Raw genomic sequence first — 18,022 nt, forward strand, 5'->3', positions numbered from 1 at the left:
CCGGGTTTTTGGTTCCGGCTACAGCTTATCTACCCATTTTTCGCACCGGTCGCTCTAGCCGGCCGATGCGCCAGACAGAGGGCAAGGGCTCATTGCCCCGCGCCCCAACCATCAACCGCTCATGCATGAGGGTACAATGGGTCAACTGAGAAAAAAATTCGGCAAAATCGTCAACACGCTCCCCATCCCGCACCTGCTGGAGCTTCAGGTGGATTCGTACAATCGTTTCCTCCAGGCGGATACCCCGCCGGCCAGCCGGGGCGACTTCGGGCTCGAGGGCGTGTTCAGGTCCGTTTTTCCCATTGAAGATTTCAACAAGACCGCTAGCCTTGATTTCGTGTCCTATGAAATCGGCGAACCAAAATACGACGTCGATGAGTGCATCTCCAAGGGCCTGACCTTTGAGACGCCCATCCGTATCACCGTCCGTCTCGTAGTTTTTGACGTGGATGAAGAGACCGACAACCGCACGATTCGCGACATCAAGGAACAGGACATATACTTCGGGACGCTCCCGCTGATGACCGAGAAGGGCACCTACGTCATCAACGGCACCGAGCGCGTCATCGTGAACCAGTTGCAGCGCTCCCCGGGCATCATCTTCGAGCATGACTCGGGCAAGTCCCACTCCAGCCGCAAGGTCCTCTATTCGAGCCGCATCATCCCCATGCGCGGGTCCTGGCTGGATTTTGACTTCGACCACAAGGACATCCTGTACGTCCGCATCGACCGCCGCCGCAAGATGCCCGTGACCATTCTGCTGAAGGCCATGGGGCTGTCGCGTGCCGACATTCTCGACTACTTCTACGACATCGAGTCCTACACCCTGCTCAAGACCAAGGTCACGCGCACGGTGGTGGCGGAGCAGTTCCGCAAGGAGCCCGCCTTTGCCGACGTCGAGGTGGACGGCAAGTCCATCCTCAAGAAGGGTACGGACATCACCAAAGGCGCCTGGAAGAAGCTCATCCGCGCCGAGGTCAAGGCCATCGAGGTCGACCCCGACTCCCTGGTCGGCCAGTTCCTGGCGCGCGACATGGTCGACAAGAACGGCGAGGTCATCGCCGAGGCCGCCGAGGAACTGACCCCGGATCTGCTGGACAAGCTCCGCGACGCCAAGATCAAGGACCTGGACGTGCTGCACACCCGCGGCATGGAGGTTTCGTCCTCCCTGCGCGACACCCTGCTGCTCGACAAGACCACGGACATGGAGTCCGCGCAGATCGAGATCTACCGCAGGCTGCGCCCCAGTTCCCCGCCCACGCCCGAGATCGCGGCCAGCTTCTTTGAGAACCTGTTCCGCTCCTCCGACTACTACGACCTGTCCAGCGTGGGCCGCTACAAGCTCAACTCCCGTCTGAACCAGGACGTGGACCTGTCCATCCGCACCCTGACCAACGAGGACATCCTCCTCGCGGTCAAGGAACTCATGCGCCTCAAGGACTCCCACGGCCCGGCGGACGATATCGACCACCTGGGCAACCGCCGCGTGCGCCCCGTGGGCGAGTTGGTCGAGAACCAGTACCGCATCGGCCTGGTCCGCATGGAGCGCGCCATCAAGGAGCGCATGTCCCTGCAGGAAGTGGCCACCCTGATGCCCCATGACCTGATCAACCCCAAGCCGGTTGCCGCGGTGCTCAAGGAGTTCTTCGGAACCTCCCAGCTCAGCCAGTTCATGGACCAGACCAACCCGCTCTCCGAGGTCACCCACAAGCGCCGCCTGTCGGCCCTGGGACCCGGCGGCCTGACCCGTGAACGTGCGGGCTTCGAGGTGCGCGACGTGCACACCTCGCACTACGGCCGCATCTGCCCCATCGAGACCCCGGAAGGTCCGAACATCGGCCTGATCGTCTCCCTGACCACCTACGCCAAGGTCAACGACTACGGGTTCATCGAGACCCCGTACCGCAAGGTGGTGGACAAGAAGATTACCGACGAGATCACCTACATGGACGCCTCCAAGGAGGCCAAGGAAGTGGTGGCCCAGGCCAACGCTCCCCTGGACGAGAACGGCGTCTTCACCAATCCGCGCGTCAACGCGCGACTGGCGGGCGACGTCCAGCTGACCGCTGCCGAGGACGTCACCTGCATGGACATCAGCCCAAGCCAGACGGTCTCCATCTCGGCCGCGCTGATTCCGTTTCTGGAGCACGACGACGCCAACCGCGCGCTGATGGGCTCCAACATGATGCGCCAGGCCGTGCCGCTTCTCCAGGCCGAGGAGCCGCTCGTCGGCACCGACATGGAAGGCCCGGTCGCCCGCGACTCCGGGGCCTGCGTGCTGGCCAAGGAGGATGGCGTGATCCACTACGTGGACGCCGAGCGCATCATCATCAACTACGACAACGGGCTGTTCCCCGACTCCGGCGGGTCCAAGCACTACGAGCTGCAGAAGTGGCACAAGTCCAACCAGAACTCCTGCTTCGGCCAGACGCCCCGCGTCCAGGTCGGGCAGCGGGTCAAGAAGGGCGACGTCCTGGCCGACGGCCCGGGCATCGACCACGGCGAACTTGCCCTGGGCAAGAACCTGCTGGTGGCCTTCATGCCCTGGTGCGGTTTCAACTACGAGGACTCCGTGCTCATCTCCGAGCGCATGGTCAAGGAAGACGTGTACACCTCGATCCACATCGAGGAGTTCGAACTCGTCGCCCGCGACACCAAGCTCGGACCCGAGGAAGTGACCCGGGACATCTCCAACGTCTCCGAGGAAATGCTTCGGAACCTGGACGAGTGCGGCATCATCCGCATCGGTGCCCGGATCAAGCCTGACGACATCATGGTCGGCAAGATCACCCCCAAGGGCGAGACCCAGTTGACCCCGGAAGAGAAGCTGCTGCGCGCCATCTTCGGCGACAAGGCCCGCGACGTGAAGAACACCTCGTTGAAGGTACCGCCGGGAATCTCCGGCACCATCGTCGACGTGAAGGTCTTCAACCGCCGCTCCGGCGAGAAGGACGACCGCACCAAGGCCATCGAGGACGCCGAACTGGCCGCCTTCGACGTCAAGGAGCAGAAGCACATCGCCGCCCTGACCGATGCGATCCGCGAGAAGATCTGGACCGTGCTCGAAGGCGCCAAGCTGAAGAAGGACCTGGTCGGCCCCAAGAAGGCCACCCTGTGCAAGTCCGGTGAAGTCATCGACCGCGAGGCGGTGGACGCCGTTCCGGTCAAGAAGCTCATCGGCCTGTTCGACCGCGAGGCCAACGACCAGCTCAAGCTGATTGCGGCCGACTATGAGCAGCAGGTTGCCTTCATCAAGAACATATATGACGTCAAACGCGAGAAGGTGACCGAGGGCGACGACCTGCCTCCGGGCGTGATCAAGATGGTCAAGGTCTACGTCGCGGTGAAGCGCAAGCTCTCCGTGGGCGACAAGATGGCCGGCCGTCACGGCAACAAGGGTGTCGTGTCCTGCATCCTGCCCGAAGAGGACATGCCGTTCTTCGAGGACGGCACCTCCATGGACATCGTCCTGAACCCTCTGGGCGTTCCCTCCCGTATGAATATCGGGCAGATCATGGAAACGCACCTGGGCATGGCCGGACGCAAGCTCGGCCAGCAGGTCCAGCAGATGCTCGAGGAGAGCGACAAGTCCCTCAAGGCCATCCGCGAGGAGGTCAAGTCCATCCTCGATACCGGCGACATGAACGAGCTCATCGACTCCATGTCCGACGAGGAGTTCGTGGACGCGGTCAAGAAGCTCAAGAACGGCATCGTTGCCAAGACTCCGGTCTTCGACGGCGCCGCGGAAGAGGGCATCTGGGGCTGGCTGGAAAAGGCCGGTCTCGCCTCGGACGGCAAGTTCGTGCTCTACGACGGCCGCACCGGCGAACCGTTCCACAACCGGGTCACCGTGGGCATCATGTACTATCTCAAGTTGCACCACCTGGTCGACGAGAAGATCCATGCCCGGTCCACCGGCCCGTACTCCCTGGTCACGCAGCAGCCTCTGGGCGGTAAGGCCCAGTTCGGCGGCCAGCGGCTGGGCGAGATGGAAGTCTGGGCGCTTGAGGCCTACGGCGCCGCCTATCTTCTGCAGGAGTTCCTGACCGTCAAGTCCGACGACGTCCAGGGCCGCGTGAAGATGTACGAGAAGATCGTCAAGGGCGACAACTTCCTGGAAGCCGGTCTGCCGGAATCCTTCAACGTCCTGGTCAAGGAACTCATGTCGCTGGGTCTGGACGTGACCCTGCACTACGAGGACCGCAAGCGTCCCGAGAGGCCGCAGCCTGCGGCCATCCCGGCGGGCCCCAAGCCGCTGGTGGACTAGGTCCGGACGATACAAGGTAATTGGCCCGGCCGGCCGCATGCGGCCGGCCGGGCATGAGATAACATTTAGAATAGGGGATATCCATGACGTTGGACGATCTGTTCACCTTACGTGGAGCGCCGAACGCGGCTGCACAAGGCCGTAACCTGAAGGCTATCCAGATATCCATAGCTGCGCCCGAAACCATCCGGGAGTGGTCCTACGGTGAAGTCAAAAAACCGGAGACCATCAACTACCGGACCTTCAAACCGGAGCGGGACGGCCTGTTCTGCGCCAAGATCTTCGGCCCGGTGAAGGACTACGAGTGCAACTGCGGCAAATACAAGCGCATGAAGCATCGCGGCATCGTCTGCGAGAAGTGCGGCGTCGAGGTCATCGCCTCCAAGGTCCGCCGCGAGCGCATGGGTCACATCGAACTGGCCGCGCCCGTGGCGCACATCTGGTTCCTGAAGACCCTGCCGTCCAAGATCGGCACGCTGCTCGACATCACCATGGCCGACCTGGAGAAGGTCCTGTACTTCGACTCCTTCATCGTGCTCGATCCGGGCGAGACCCCGCTCAAGAAGCACCAGGTCGTCAGCGAGGACCAGTACTTCCAGGTCATCGACCACTTCGGCGAGGACGCCCTGACCGTGGGCATGGGCGCGGAGACCGTCCGGACCATGCTCCAGGCGCTCGATCTGCCGACCCTGCGCACCGAGCTGCGCGAGGAATCGCAGACCACCCGGTCCCAGACCAAGAAGAAGAAAATCACCAAGCGGCTGAAGATCGTCGAGGCCTTCCTCGAGTCCGGCAACAAGCCCGAGTGGATGATCATGGAAGTGATTCCCATCATCCCGCCCGAGCTGCGCCCGCTGGTCCCCCTGGACGGCGGCCGTTTCGCCACCTCGGACCTCAATGACCTGTACCGCCGCGTCATCAACCGCAACAACCGCTTGAAGAGGCTGCTTGAGCTCGGCGCGCCCGAGATCATCATCCGCAACGAGAAGCGCATGTTGCAGGAAGCCGTGGACGCCCTGTTCGACAACGGCCGCCGCGGCCGGGCCATCACCGGCACCAACGGCCGACCGCTCAAGTCCCTGTCCGACATGATCAAGGGCAAGCAGGGCCGGTTCCGCCAGAACCTGCTCGGCAAGCGCGTCGACTACTCCGGCCGTTCGGTCATCGTGGTCGGCCCGAAGCTGAAGCTGCACCAGTGCGGCCTGCCCAAGAAGATGGCGCTGGAACTGTTCAAGCCGTTCATCTACTCGGAGCTTGAGAAGCGCGAGATCGCCACGACCATCAAGTCGGCCAAGAAGATGGTCGAGCGCGAAGACCTGGTCGTCTGGGATATCCTGGAGGACGTGGTCCGCGAGTACCCGATCATGCTCAACCGCGCCCCGACCCTGCACCGCCTGGGAATCCAGGCCTTCGAGCCGCTGCTCGTCGAAGGCAAGGCCATCCAACTGCACCCGCTCGTCTGCTCCGCCTACAACGCGGACTTCGACGGCGACCAGATGGCCGTGCACGTGCCGCTCTCCGTGGAGGCGCAGATCGAGTGCCGCGTGCTGATGATGTCCTCCAACAACATCCTCAGCCCGTCCAACGGCTCGCCGATCATCAACCCGTCCCAGGACATCGTCCTCGGATTGTACTACCTGACCACGCCGCGTTCCTTCGAGAAGGGCGAGGGCATGATCTTCTCGAGCCCCGAGGAGGTCATCTCCGCGTACGACTTCGGCGCGGTCGGCATCCATGCCCGCATCAAGGTACGCATGAACGGCGAGATCATCGAGACCACCACCGGCCGCATCATCGTTTCCGAGCTGCTGCCCGAAAAGGTCCCGTTCGAGCTGGTCAACTGCGTGCTGAACAAGAAGAACATCGCCGCCCTGGTCTCCGGCGCCTACCGTCTGGCGGGCACCAAGGCCACGGTCATCCTGTGCGACCGCATCAAGGATCTCGGATACGAGTACGCCACTCGGGCCGGTGTGACCATCGGCGTCAAGGACCTCAAGATTCCGGCCAACAAGCCCAAGATGCTGGCGACCGCCAACGCCGAGGTCGACGAGATCGAGAACCAGTTCCAGGACGGCATCATCACCCGTACCGAGAAATACAACAAGATCGTCGACGTCTGGACCAAGGTGACCAACGACATCTCCAACGAAATGATGCAGGAGATGTCCACCGACGTGCTGACCGATCCCAAGACCGGCAACACCGAGGTCAACTCGAGCTTCAACCCCATCTACATGATGGCCACGTCCGGCGCTCGAGGCAACCAGGACCAGATGCGGCAGTTGGCCGGCATGCGCGGCCTGATGGCCAAGCCCTCGGGCGAGATCATCGAGACCCCGATCACCGCGAGCTTCCGCGAAGGGTTGTCCGTCCTGCAGTACTTCATCTCCACCCACGGCGCCCGGAAGGGCCTGGCCGATACCGCGCTCAAGACCGCGAACTCCGGCTACCTGACCCGCCGTCTGGTCGACGTCGTCCAGGATGTGACCGTGTCCGAGCTGGACTGCGGCACCGTGGACGGCCTGGAGCTGACCCACTACATCAAGGGCGGCGAGATCAAGCAGCGGCTGGCCGAGCGAGTGCTGGGCCGCGTGACCATGTTCGACACCTACGACGAGGAGACCGGCGAGCTGGTCATCCCCGCCAACACCATGATCGATGCCCAGTACGCCAAGAAGCTCGACGCTTCCGGCGTGAACTCCATCGTCATCCGCTCGGGCCTGACCTGCAAATCCAAGCAGGGCGTCTGCGCCATGTGTTACGGACGCGACCTGGCCCGCGGGCACCTGGTCAACGTGGGTGAGACCGTCGGCATCATCGCCGCGCAGTCCATCGGCGAGCCCGGCACCCAGCTGACCATGCGTACCTTCCACATCGGCGGTACCGCATCCAAGGAGATCGAGTCCTCGAGCATCGAGTCCCAGCACAACGGCCGCGTGATCACCTCGCGCATGCGCACCGTCGCCAACTCCGACGGCGACAAGATGGTGCTCGGCAAGAGCTGCCAGGTCGGCATCGTGGACGAGCAGGGCCGCGAGCGTGAGAAATACGTGCTCCCGTCCGGTGCCCGTCTGCTGGTGGACGAAGGCCAGGAGGTCAAGAAGGGCACGCCGCTGGCCGAATGGGATCCGTACATGGAGCCGTTCATCGTCGACGTGTCCGGTACCATCAAGTTCAAGGATATCATCGAAGGGAAGACCGTCCAGGAGGACCGTGCCTCCAAGGCGTCCTTCACCATCATGGAATACCGCACGACCAACTACCGTCCGGCCGTCACCCTGCTGGGCGACGACGGCAAGGCCGTGTACCGTCCCGGCACCGAGATCGACGCCAACTTCGCCATGCCCGTGGGAGCCATTCTCATGGTCAAGGACGGCGACAAGGTCCGCGCCGGCGACGTCATCGCGCGCAAGCCGCGTGAATCCTCCAAGACCAAGGACATCGTCGGCGGTCTGCCGCGCGTTGCCGAGCTCTTCGAGGTGCGCAAGCCCAAGGACCTGGGCGTGGTTTCGTCCATCGACGGCATCGTCACCTTCGGTCCCGAGACCAAGGGCAAGCGCAAGGTCGTGGTCACTCCCGAGACCGGCGACGCCCAGGAATTCCTCATTCCCAAGGGCAAGCACATCACGGTCCAGGAGTCCGACTTCGTCGAGGCCGGCGACCTGCTGACCGAAGGCTCCCCGGAGCTGCACGACATCCTGCGGATCAAGGGCGAGAAGCACCTGGCCCGCTACCTGGTCGAAGAGATCCAGGACGTGTACCGCTTCCAGGGCGTCAACATCAACGATAAGCACATCGAGATCATCGTGCGCCAGATGCTCAAGAAGGTCTCGATCCTGAACCCCGGCTCCACCACCTTCCTCATCGGCGAGCAGGTGGACAAGCTGCGGTTCATGGAGGAGAATGCCCGGGTCTCGGCCGAGGGCGGCAAGCCCGCGGTTGCCGAGACTCTGGTCCTGGGCATCACCCAGGCCTCCCTGTCCACGGACTCCTTCATCTCGGCCGCCTCGTTCCAGGAGACCACCAAGGTCCTGACCGAGGCCTCCCTGAAGGGCAAGACCGACTATTTGCACGGTCTGAAGGAAAACGTCATCGTCGGTCGGTTGGTGCCCGCCGGAACCGGATTCCGCAAGTACACGGACTCCGAGATCAGCGTGCCCGACCAGCCGGAACGCCCCGACAAGTTCCTCGAGGAGTTGGAGGAAAGCCCGCTCCTGGTGGATGTGCCGTCGGTGTAATGCGGCCGAAATTAATAACTCGGCAGCGCTTGATATAACTGATTGAAAAAGTTGGAGAGGCCACGCCTCTCCAACTTTTTTGCCGGGCGGGACCCAAAAGTACACACGCTCGCAGGGCGAAATGCCTTGACAACGTTCGGGCGAATGAGGTACTTGCGGTCCTCTTTGCGCATGAATTGCGCACAGGTATCGTATTAACTAATGATTGGAGGATGAATGCCCACCATTAACCAGCTCATCCGCAAGGGCCGCGAAGCGCAGCCCAAGCGGAAGAAAACCCCGGCCCTGATGGAATGCCCTCAGCGTCGAGGCGTTTGCACCAGAGTGTACACCACGACCCCGAAGAAGCCGAACTCCGCGCTTCGCAAGGTCGCCCGTGTGCGCCTGACCAACGGCATGGAAGTCACCGCCTATATCGGTGGTGAAGGCCATAACCTGCAGGAACACTCCGTGGTTCTGATCCGCGGCGGCCGTGTGAAGGACCTTCCCGGTGTCCGTTACCACATCGTTCGCGGTACCCTCGATACCTCCGGTGTCGACGATCGTCGCCGCGGCCGTTCCAAGTACGGCACCAAGCGCCCGAAATAAGGTTATAGCTTTATTCGCAATGCCCGGGGTGGGATGACAAAGTAGGGCGGAGGCTGCCCGAAATAATGTCCCCCCGGCCGAAATTCAAGGAGAAAAAAATGCCTCGTAAAGGTCCTGTCGCCAAGCGGCAGATCCTGCCGGATCCCGTATACGGCAGCAAGCTCATCACCCGCTTCATCAACCGTCTGATGCTGGACGGCAAGAAGTCCACTGCGGAAAGAATTTTCTACAAGGCCATCGAAATCCTGGCCGAGAAGACCAACGAAGACCCGTTGCGCGCCTTCGAGAAGTGCCTGGACAACATCCGTCCCGCCCTGGAAGTCAAGTCCCGCCGTGTCGGCGGCGCGACGTACCAGGTGCCCATGGAAGTGCGCCCCGACCGGCAGACCGCTCTGGCCATCCGCTGGGCCATCGGCTACGCCCGCGGCCGCGGCGAGAAGGGCATGGTCGCCCGCCTGTCCGGCGAGTTGCTGGACGCCTTCAACAACCGTGGCGGCGCAGTGAAGAAGCGCGAAGACACCCACAAGATGGCTGAAGCCAACAAGGCTTTCGCCCACTACCGCTGGTAGTCACGGAGAAGTACAGTGGCGAGAAAAGTACCCAGAGACAAACAGCGCAATATCGGTATCATGGCCCACATCGATGCGGGCAAGACTACCACTACCGAGCGAATCCTGTTCTACACCGGCGTGTCCCACAAGATCGGTGAGGTCCATGACGGCGAGGCCACCATGGACTGGATGGTTCAGGAGCAGGAGCGCGGCATCACCATCACGTCTGCCGCGACCACCTGCTTTTGGCGTGAGCACCGCATCAACATCATCGACACCCCGGGCCACGTGGACTTCACCATGGAAGTCGAGCGCGCCCTGCGCGTCCTGGACGGCGCCATCGCCGTCTTCGACTCCGTTGCGGGCGTCGAGCCGCAGTCCGAGACCGTGTGGCGTCAGGCCGACCGGTATAAAGTGCCCCGCATGGCCTTCGTCAACAAGATGGACCGCATCGGCGCGGACTTTTTCCGTTGCGTCCGCATGATGAAGACCCGCCTGGGCGCCAAGGCTGTTCCTCTGCAGTTGCCCATCGGGGCCGAGGACGACTTCGAAGGCGTCGTCGACCTGATCGAGGGCAAGGCATATATATATGATCACAAGGATCACGGCGCCAGCTTCACCACCACCGAGGTCCCGGCCAACCTCCAGGACCAGTACGAAGAGATGCGCGCCGAGATGATCGAAGCCATCGCCGAGGAGGATGAAAGCCTCCTCGAGAAGTACATGGCCGACGAGGAGCTGACCCCCGAGGAGATCCGCGAGGGTGTGCGCAAGGCCACCACGAACCTGACCATCTGTCCGGTCCTGTGCGGCACCGCGTTCCGCAACAAGGGCGTGCAGCCGCTGCTCGACGCCGTCGTCGACTACCTGCCCAGCCCTCTGGACGTCGTGGTCATGAAGGGCATGGACCCGAAGACCGAGGAGCCCATCGAGTGCCCCTGCGACGATGACGAGCCCCTGGCCGCGCTGGCCTTCAAGCTCATGACCGACCCGTTCGTCGGTCACCTGACCTTCCTGCGCCTCTACTCGGGCAAGATCGAGTCCGGCGCCACGTTCATGAACGCGGCCACCGGCAAGAAGGAGCGCATCGGTCGTCTGCTCAAGATGCACGCCAACAAGCGTGAGGAAATTAAAGAGGCATACGCCGGCGACATCGTTGCCGCCGTCGGCCTCAAGAACGTGGCCACCGGCGATACCCTGTGCGACCTCAAGCGCGCTGTGGTTCTGGAGTCCCTGGACATCCCCGAGCCGGTTATCGAAGTGGCCATCGAACCCAAGACCAAGGCAGACCGCGACACCCTGTCCGCCGCCCTCGTCAAGCTGGCCAAGGAGGACCCGTCCTTCCGCGTCAAGGGCGACGAGGAAACCGGACAGACCCTGATCGCCGGAATGGGTGAGTTGCACCTCGAGATCATTGTTGACCGCCTGTTGCGCGAGTTCAACGTGAACGCCAACGTGGGCGCGCCCCGCGTGGCCTATCGAGAGACCATCTCCGCGCCGAACAAGGTCGATGTCAAGCATGCCAAGCAGTCTGGTGGTCGTGGCCAGTACGGCCACGTCGTCATCGAGGTCGAGCCCAACCCCGAGAAGGGCTACGAGTTCGTGGACGAGATCAAGGGCGGCGTGATTCCCAAGGAATACATCCCCGCCGTGGACAAGGGCATCCAGGATGCCATGAAGAACGGCATCATGGCCGGGTTCCCGGTCGTCGATGTGAAGGTCAAACTGGTCTTCGGCTCCTACCATGAAGTCGACTCCAGCGAGCAGGCCTTCTACATCGCCGGTTCCCTGGCCATCAAGGAAGCCTGCAGAGGCGCCAAGCCGGTACTGCTCGAGCCGATCATGTCGGTGGAAGTGGTCACCCCCGAGGACTACCTCGGCGACGTCATGGGAGACTTGAACGGCCGCCGCGGCCGGGTGGGCGAAATGGAAGCCCGCACGGGCGTGCAGGTCATCCGGTCCTTTGTGCCGCTGTCCGAGATGTTCGGTTACGCCACGGATCTTCGTTCGAAGACCCAGGGCCGGGCGACCTTCACCATGCAGTTCGACCACTACGAGAAATTGCCGAACAACTTGGCCGAAGAATTGATGAAAGGAAACGACTAAACGTAGAGCCTAGGATTTTCCCTTTGCTTGACAGTGTGGCGGTGCGGGTGTACTCAACCCGACCGCTGCACAGTTCGGCGCCTTTTTCTTTTCGGGCGCGGTAAAGATAAATCCTTTGAGGAGAAAGCACTATGGCTGCTTCGATGGCGAGCGATCGCATCAGAATCAAACTGAGAGCATACGATTACCGTATTCTGGACAAGGCTGTCACCGAGATCGTTGACACCGCCCGGAATACCGGTGCGGCTATTGCCGGCCCCGTGCCGCTGCCCACCGACATTCATCGTACCACCGTCCAGAAATCCGTTCACGTGGACAAGAAGTCCCGCGAGCAGTTCGAGATGCGCATTCACAAGCGTCTTCTGGATATCCTTGAACCCACTCAGCAGACCGTTGACGCCCTGGGCAAGCTTTCCTTGCCCGCCGGTGTGGACGTCGAGATCAAGCTCTAGGAGTATAGTTATGGCTAAGACTCTCGGATTGCTTGGCAGAAAGCTGGGCATGACCCGCATTTTCAAGGACGATGGTACCATCTGCCCCGTGACCGTTATCGAGGCGGGACCCTGCCCGGTCATGCAGATCAAGACCACGGACAAGGAAGGCTACAACGCCCTGCAGCTCGGCTACGACTCCGTGCCCGAGCGCAAGGTGAACAAGCCCCTTAAGGGCCACATGGCCAAGGCCGGCAAGGACCTGTACCGCCACCTCAAGGAATTCCCCCTCGAGGTAGTGGAAGGGTACGAACTGGGCCAGGAGATCACCGTCGATATCTTTGCGGCCGGTGAAAAGGTCAAGGTTACCGGTACCTCCAAGGGTAAGGGTTTCCAGGGCGTCATGAAGCGTCACAACTTCGCCGGCTCCCGCGCCTCCCATGGTGCCGAGAAAGTGCATCGCGTCCCCGGTTCCGTCGGTAACGCGACTTTCCCCGGCCGTGTCTGGAAGGGCAAGAAGATGCCCGGCCAGATGGGTAACGCACGCGTAACCTTGAGCAACGTGGAAATCGTCGATGTCAGGCCCGAGGACAACGTCCTCCTGGTCAAGGGGCAGGTCCCCGGCCCCAACAACGGCCTCGTGATGATCCGCAAGAACGGCTAAGAGGTATACGACATGGCAAAAATTCAAGTTGTAGATCAGAATAACAAGAAGGTTGGCGACTTCGAGCTGGCCCCCGAGGTTTTCGAGGTGGAGATCATGCCCGAAATCCTCAACCAGGTCGTCCGCGCCCAGCGCGCCTCCCAGCGCCAGGGCACCCACGCCACCAAGACCCGTGGTCTGAAATCCGGCGGCGGCCGCAAGCCGTGGCGCCAGAAGGGCACCGGTCGTGCCCGGGCCGGTTCCACCCGTTCGCCCCTGTGGCGCGGTGGTGCCGTCCTCTTCGGACCCCAGCCCCGCGACTACGCCTTCAAGGTCAACAAGAAGGTGCGCAAATTGGCCCTCAAGATGGCTTTGTCCTCCCGCGTCTCCGAAGAGAAGATGACGGTGGTCAAGTCCATCGATCTCCCCGAGATCAAGACCAAGGCCTTTGCCGAAGTCGCCCAGAACCTCGGCCTGAACAAGACCCTGATTGTCGCCAAGAACGCCGACAAGAACCTGGAGATGTCCGCAAGGAACATGCCCCACATCAAGGTCATCGAAGCCGACAAGCTGAATGTTTACGACGTGCTGCTGTACCCCGAGCTGGTCATGCTCGAGGCCGCCGCCCAAGACGTTCAAGAGAGGTTGAAGTAATGGATTATTCGAAAGTCCTGCTCAAGCCTGTGGTCTCCGAGAAGGCCAACGAGGCCAAGGAGCAATCCAATCACGTCTCTTTTTACGTCCACCCCGATTCCAACAAGATCGAGGTGAAGAAGGCCGTTGAAGCAGCCTTCGACGTCAAAGTCGAGTCCGTGAATATCGTGGCCAAGAAAGCCGCGCCGCGCAAGCGCATGGGCCGTCTGACCGGTGGCCGCGTCCCCGGTTACAAGAAGGCCTACGTCAAGCTTGCCGCCGGCGATAAAATCGAAATCTTCGAAGGAGTGTAACCATGGCAACCCGTAAGCTGAAGCCTACTTCTCCGGGCCGCCGGTTCCAGACCATCTCCGATTTCGCGGAGATCACCCGGACCACTCCCGAGAAGTCGCTGACCAAAGGTCTGACCAAAAAGGCCGGACGCAACAACAACGGTCGTGTCACCATGCGTCGCCGCGGCGGCGGCAACAAGTCCCTGTACCGCTTGATTGACTTCAAGCGGAACAAGCTTGGCGTGCCCGCCAAGGTGGCCGAGATCGAGTACGATCCGAACCGCAGCGCCCGCATCGCCCTGCTGCACTACGCGGACGGCGAGAAGCGCTACATCCTGGCCCCTGTCGGCCTGAATCAGGGCGACGTCATCACCGCCGGTGAAGGCGCCGACATCAAGCCCGGCAACGCCATGGCCTTGACCCAGATTCCGACCGGTACCGTCGTGCACAACATCGAGCTGTACCCCGGCAACGGCGGCCAGTTCTGCCGTGCCGCCGGCACCTATGCCCAGCTCATCGCTAAGGAAGGCAAGTACGCGCTTCTGCGCATGCCCTCCGGCGAGGTCCGCAAGGTCCTGGCCACCTGTTGCGCCACCATCGGCCAGGTTGGAAACATTCATCACGAGAACATCAAGATCGGTAAGGCCGGACGGAATCGTTGGCTTGGCCGTCGCCCGAAGGTCCGTGGTGTGGCAATGAACCCGATCGATCACCCGCTGGGTGGTGGTGAGGGACGCAGTTCCGGTGGTCGCCATCCGGTGTCCCCGTGGGGTACCCCGGCCAAGGGCTACAAGACCCGGAACCGCAAGAAGGCTTCCTCGAAGCTCATCGTCAAACGCCGCGGCCAGAAGTAGGAGTATAACCAATGCCTAGATCTCTTAAAAAGGGCCCGTTCCTGGACGGTCACCTGATCAAGAAAATCCAAGTGGCCGCCGAGAATCAGGACCGCCGCGTGATCAAGACCTGGTCCCGCCGTTCCACGATCGTCCCCGAGATGGTCGGTATGACCTTCGCCGTCCACAATGGCCGGAAGTTCATCCCCGTGTTCGTGACCGAAAACATGGTCGGACACAAGCTGGGTGAATTTTCCCCGACCCGCACCTACTTCGGCCACGTCGCCGACAAGAAGAAGTAGGGGGAGCGCACTATGGAAGCCAAAGCAGTTGCCAAGTTCATCCGCGTGTCTCCGCGCAAGGCCCGCATCGTGGCCGAGAACATCAAGGGCAAGGGCGTCGAAGATGCCCTGAACATCCTCCGGTTCACCCCGAAGAAGCCCGCCGACATTCTCAGCAAGGTGCTGTACTCCGCCATTTCCAATGCGGAGCAGATGCCCGGCGTCGACGTTGACTCCCTGATCGTCGATTCGGTCGTGGTCAACGAGGGTCCCACCTGGAAGCGTATCCAGCCGCGTGCCATGGGCCGCGCCTATCGCATCCGGAAGCGCACCAGTCACATCACCATCGTAGTCAAGGAACAGTAGTATGGGACAGAAAGTACATCCTTACGGTTTTCGTCTGGGGTATAACAAGAACTGGCTGTCCCGCTGGTACAGCAAGAAGGACTATCCTGCGTTCGTCTTCCAGGACGACCAGGTCCGCAAGTTCGTCAAGAAAAAACTGTATCAGGCCGGCGTTTCCCGCATCGAGATCGAGCGGGCCGGCGGCAAGATTCGGCTGATCATCCACACCGCGCGTCCCGGTATCGTCATCGGCCGCAAGGGTGTTGAGATAGAAAAGTTGCGTGAGGAATTGCGCAGCAAGTTTCAAACCGAGTTCACCATTGAGGTCAACGAGATCCGTAGACCGGAGGTTGAAGCTCAGCTCGTAGCTGAGAACATTGCCCAGCAGCTCGAACGTCGAATTGCCTTCCGCCGTGCCATGAAGCGTACGGTGGGCCTTGCCAGGAAATTCGGCGCCGAGGGTATCAAAGTCGCGTGCGCAGGCCGCCTTGCCGGCGCTGAAATCGCCCGCGGCGAATGGTACCGTGATGGGCGTGTGCCCCTGCACACTCTCCGTGCCGACATCGACTACGGTTTCGCCGAGGCTTCGACCACCTACGGCGTGATCGGCGTCAAGGTCTGGATCTTCAAGGGTGAGATTCTGGACAAAGAGGTACAACAGTAATGCTTGCTCCAAAAAGAGTTAAATTCAGAAAATGGCAGAAAGGCCGACTCAGAGGCAAGGCCCAACGGGGTAACATGGTGTCCTTCGGCGATATCGGGCTGAAGGCATTGGAGCACGGAAAGATCACCAACCAGCAGATCGAGTCCGCCCGTGTCGCCATCATGCGGCACATCAAGCGCGGCGGTAAGGTCTGGATCCGCATCTTCCCTGATCACCCCACCACCTCCAAGCCCGCGGAAGTCCGTCAGGGCAAGGGTAAAGGCGCTCCCGACGGTTGGGTCGCGCCGGTGAAACCGGGCCGCATCATGTACGAAGTGAAGGGCGTTGACATCGAACTTGCCAAGGAGGCCCTCAAGCGCGCTTCCTACAAGCTGCCGATCAAGACGGCCATCGTTGTGAAGGAGGGTCTGTAAGATGACTTCCAAGGAACTTCGTGAACTGGATGACGCCAAACTGGCAGAGAAGCTGAACGAATCCCGGCACGAGCTGTTCACCATGCGCTTCAAGCATGCGACCGCTCAGCTGGAAAACACGCAGGCCCTCTCCGGCGTCAAGAAGACCATCGCCCGTATCCTGACTATTCAGCGGGAACGACAGGGAGCGTAAGAAATGGCTGAGTTCAAATACCAAGGCAACAAGCGCCTGCTCACCGGTTTGGTCATCTCCGACAAAGCCGACAAGACCATCGTCGTCCGCGTCGAGACCCTGGTGAAGCATCCGCTGCTGAAGAAGTACATCCGCCGCCGCAAAAAGTTCATGGCCCATGATCCGGCCAACGACTGCGGTGTTGGCGATACGGTGCAGATTGTCGAATCGAGGCCTATGTCCAAGCGCAAGCGCTGGCACCTGGTGAAGATTCTCGAAAAGGCCGTCTAGGGATTAGGAGGAAATCATATGATCCAGGTTGAATCCAATCTCGACGTGGCTGACAACTCCGGAGCCAAGAAGGTCGCCTGTATTAAGGTCCTCGGCGGTTCCAAGCGCCGTTACGCCAGCGTCGGAGATATTATCGTAGTGTCCGTTAAGGAGGCCATGCCCCATTCCAAGGTGAAGAAGGGCTCGGTCATGAAGGCGGTTGTCGTCCGCACCAAGAAGGAACTCGGTCGTCCCGACGGTTCCTACATCAAGTTCGACAACAATTCCGCCGTGCTGCTCAACAACAACATGGAGCCTGTCGGGACCCGTATCTTCGGTCCCGTGGCCCGTGAGTTGCGCGCCGCCGGTTTCATGAAGATCGTTTCCCTCGCTCCCGAGGTTCTGTAAGGAAATGACGATGAAGACTAAAATCCGTAAAGACGACAAGGTCATGGTCATCGCCGGGAAGGACAAGGGAAAGGTCGGCAAGGTCTTGAAGATCCTCAAGAAGCAGGACAAGGTCCTGGTCGAGAAGGTCAACATGGTCCAGCGCCATACCAAGGCCAACCCGTATGCCCAGCAGCCCGGCGGCATTATCGAGAAGGAAGCCCCTATCCATGTATCCAATGTGGCTATTGTGTGCGACGCCTGCACCAAGCCCACGCGGGTAGGGTACAAGAAGACTGAAGACGGCAAGAAGGTGCGCTTCTGCAAGAAGTGCAACGAGACCTTCAAATAGGTATCAGTATGACACGTCTCGAAAAAGTGTATAATGAAAAGGTCGTCCCCGAGCTCCAGAAGGAGTACGGTTACACCTCGTCCATGGAGATCCCGAGAATGACGAAGATCTCCCTGAACATCGGCCTCGGTGCAGCCAGCCAGAACAGCAAGCTCATCGATGCCGCCGTCGAGGAACTGACCGCCATCGCCGGCCAGAAGGCCGTGGTAACCCTGGCCAAGAAGTCCATCGCCCAGTTCAAGCTGCGCGAGGGACAACCGGTCGGTTGCCGCGTCACCCTGCGCGACGATGCCATGTGGGACTTTTACGACAAGCTCGTGAGCTTCGCACTGCCTCGGGTCCGCGACTTCCGCGGCATCCCCGACCGCGGTTTCGACGGCCGCGGGAACTTCACCCTTGGCATCAAGGAACACACCATCTTCCCCGAGCTCGACATCGACCGGGTGGAGCTGGTGAAGGGCATGAACGTCACCGTGGCGACCACGGCCAAGACGGACAAGGAAGGCAAGACCCTCCTCGATCTCCTTGGCATGCCCTTTAAAAAGTAGGAGGACG

Annotated in this window: 19 protein-coding genes; all 19 read left to right on the forward strand. The window is 61.1% G+C overall.

Annotated features, from left to right (window positions below; all coding sequences use genetic code 11):
• Positions 1 to 136 precede the first annotated feature (136 nt).
• The 19 genes from rpoB (at position 137) to rplE (ending at position 18,015) form a co-directional block, all read left to right on the forward strand.
• The gene (gene rpoB / locus V8V93_RS09020; RefSeq protein WP_338670019.1) at positions 137 to 4,267 is read left to right on the forward strand and encodes a DNA-directed RNA polymerase subunit beta; all 4,131 of its coding nucleotides are present in this window, start codon (positions 137 to 139) and stop codon (positions 4,265 to 4,267) included.
• A gap of 83 nt (positions 4,268 to 4,350) precedes the next feature.
• Entirely contained in the window at positions 4,351 to 8,505 is a 4,155-nt protein-coding gene (rpoC, locus tag V8V93_RS09025; protein WP_338670020.1) for a DNA-directed RNA polymerase subunit beta', read from the forward strand.
• A 216-nt stretch (positions 8,506 to 8,721) separates the two neighbouring features.
• A complete protein-coding gene (rpsL, locus tag V8V93_RS09030) occupies positions 8,722 to 9,093 on the forward strand; it encodes a 30S ribosomal protein S12 (RefSeq protein WP_014324023.1) in 372 nt (123 codons plus the stop codon).
• Positions 9,094 to 9,191: 98 nt separating this feature from the next.
• Entirely contained in the window at positions 9,192 to 9,662 is a 471-nt protein-coding gene (gene rpsG / locus V8V93_RS09035) for a 30S ribosomal protein S7 (RefSeq protein ID WP_071546607.1), read from the forward strand.
• A 15-nt stretch (positions 9,663 to 9,677) separates the two neighbouring features.
• Complete coding sequence (gene fusA / locus V8V93_RS09040) at positions 9,678 to 11,750, forward strand: elongation factor G (protein ID WP_338670021.1); 2,073 nt, start codon at positions 9,678 to 9,680, stop codon at positions 11,748 to 11,750.
• A 131-nt stretch (positions 11,751 to 11,881) separates the two neighbouring features.
• A complete protein-coding gene (rpsJ, locus tag V8V93_RS09045) occupies positions 11,882 to 12,202 on the forward strand; it encodes a 30S ribosomal protein S10 (RefSeq protein ID WP_014324026.1) in 321 nt (106 codons plus the stop codon).
• A 10-nt stretch (positions 12,203 to 12,212) separates the two neighbouring features.
• Positions 12,213 to 12,845, forward strand: a complete 633-nt coding sequence (gene rplC / locus V8V93_RS09050) for a 50S ribosomal protein L3 (protein ID WP_338670022.1) — start codon at positions 12,213 to 12,215, stop codon at positions 12,843 to 12,845.
• Positions 12,846 to 12,857: 12 nt separating this feature from the next.
• Positions 12,858 to 13,478, forward strand: a complete 621-nt coding sequence (gene rplD, locus V8V93_RS09055; RefSeq protein WP_338670023.1) for a 50S ribosomal protein L4 — start codon at positions 12,858 to 12,860, stop codon at positions 13,476 to 13,478.
• Positions 13,478 to 13,771 carry a 50S ribosomal protein L23 gene (gene rplW, locus V8V93_RS09060; protein ID WP_014324029.1) on the forward strand — a complete coding sequence of 98 codons (294 nt, stop codon included), beginning with the start codon at positions 13,478 to 13,480 and terminating at the stop codon, positions 13,769 to 13,771. The genes rplD and rplW overlap by 1 nt, the downstream gene beginning before the upstream one ends.
• A 2-nt stretch (positions 13,772 to 13,773) precedes the next feature.
• On the forward strand, positions 13,774 to 14,604 hold the full coding sequence (gene rplB / locus V8V93_RS09065; protein ID WP_338670024.1) for a 50S ribosomal protein L2: 831 nt from the start codon (positions 13,774 to 13,776) through the stop codon (positions 14,602 to 14,604).
• Between the two features lie 11 nt (positions 14,605 to 14,615).
• Positions 14,616 to 14,885 (forward strand): 30S ribosomal protein S19, encoded by a 270-nt coding sequence (rpsS, locus tag V8V93_RS09070; RefSeq protein WP_014324031.1) that lies wholly within the window; start codon positions 14,616 to 14,618, stop codon positions 14,883 to 14,885.
• A 12-nt stretch (positions 14,886 to 14,897) separates the two neighbouring features.
• Positions 14,898 to 15,230, forward strand: coding sequence for a 50S ribosomal protein L22 (gene rplV / locus V8V93_RS09075; protein WP_338670025.1), 333 nt, complete (start codon positions 14,898 to 14,900; stop codon positions 15,228 to 15,230).
• A 1-nt stretch (position 15,231) separates the two neighbouring features.
• Positions 15,232 to 15,873 (forward strand): 30S ribosomal protein S3, encoded by a 642-nt coding sequence (gene rpsC / locus V8V93_RS09080; RefSeq protein ID WP_338670026.1) that lies wholly within the window; start codon positions 15,232 to 15,234, stop codon positions 15,871 to 15,873.
• Entirely contained in the window at positions 15,873 to 16,286 is a 414-nt protein-coding gene (gene rplP / locus V8V93_RS09085; protein WP_071546621.1) for a 50S ribosomal protein L16, read from the forward strand. Before rpsC ends, rplP begins: the two co-directional genes overlap by 1 nt.
• Before the next feature lies 1 nt (position 16,287).
• Entirely contained in the window at positions 16,288 to 16,479 is a 192-nt protein-coding gene (rpmC, locus tag V8V93_RS09090; RefSeq protein WP_338670027.1) for a 50S ribosomal protein L29, read from the forward strand.
• A gap of 3 nt (positions 16,480 to 16,482) precedes the next feature.
• Positions 16,483 to 16,749: a 30S ribosomal protein S17 gene (gene rpsQ, locus V8V93_RS09095; RefSeq protein ID WP_014324036.1), complete on the forward strand. Its 267-nt coding sequence runs from the start codon at positions 16,483 to 16,485 to the stop codon at positions 16,747 to 16,749.
• Positions 16,750 to 16,767: 18 nt separating this feature from the next.
• Entirely contained in the window at positions 16,768 to 17,136 is a 369-nt protein-coding gene (rplN, locus tag V8V93_RS09100; protein WP_066805540.1) for a 50S ribosomal protein L14, read from the forward strand.
• A gap of 10 nt (positions 17,137 to 17,146) precedes the next feature.
• On the forward strand, positions 17,147 to 17,467 hold the full coding sequence (gene rplX / locus V8V93_RS09105) for a 50S ribosomal protein L24 (protein WP_071546625.1): 321 nt from the start codon (positions 17,147 to 17,149) through the stop codon (positions 17,465 to 17,467).
• An 8-nt stretch (positions 17,468 to 17,475) separates the two neighbouring features.
• The gene (rplE, locus tag V8V93_RS09110; protein ID WP_338670028.1) at positions 17,476 to 18,015 is read left to right on the forward strand and encodes a 50S ribosomal protein L5; all 540 of its coding nucleotides are present in this window, start codon (positions 17,476 to 17,478) and stop codon (positions 18,013 to 18,015) included.
• The last annotated feature ends 7 nt before the right edge of the window (positions 18,016 to 18,022 follow it).

The organism is Pseudodesulfovibrio sp. 5S69 (genome assembly GCF_037094465.1).
GTDB classification, from domain to species: Bacteria; Desulfobacterota; Desulfovibrionia; order Desulfovibrionales; family Desulfovibrionaceae; genus Pseudodesulfovibrio; species Pseudodesulfovibrio methanolicus.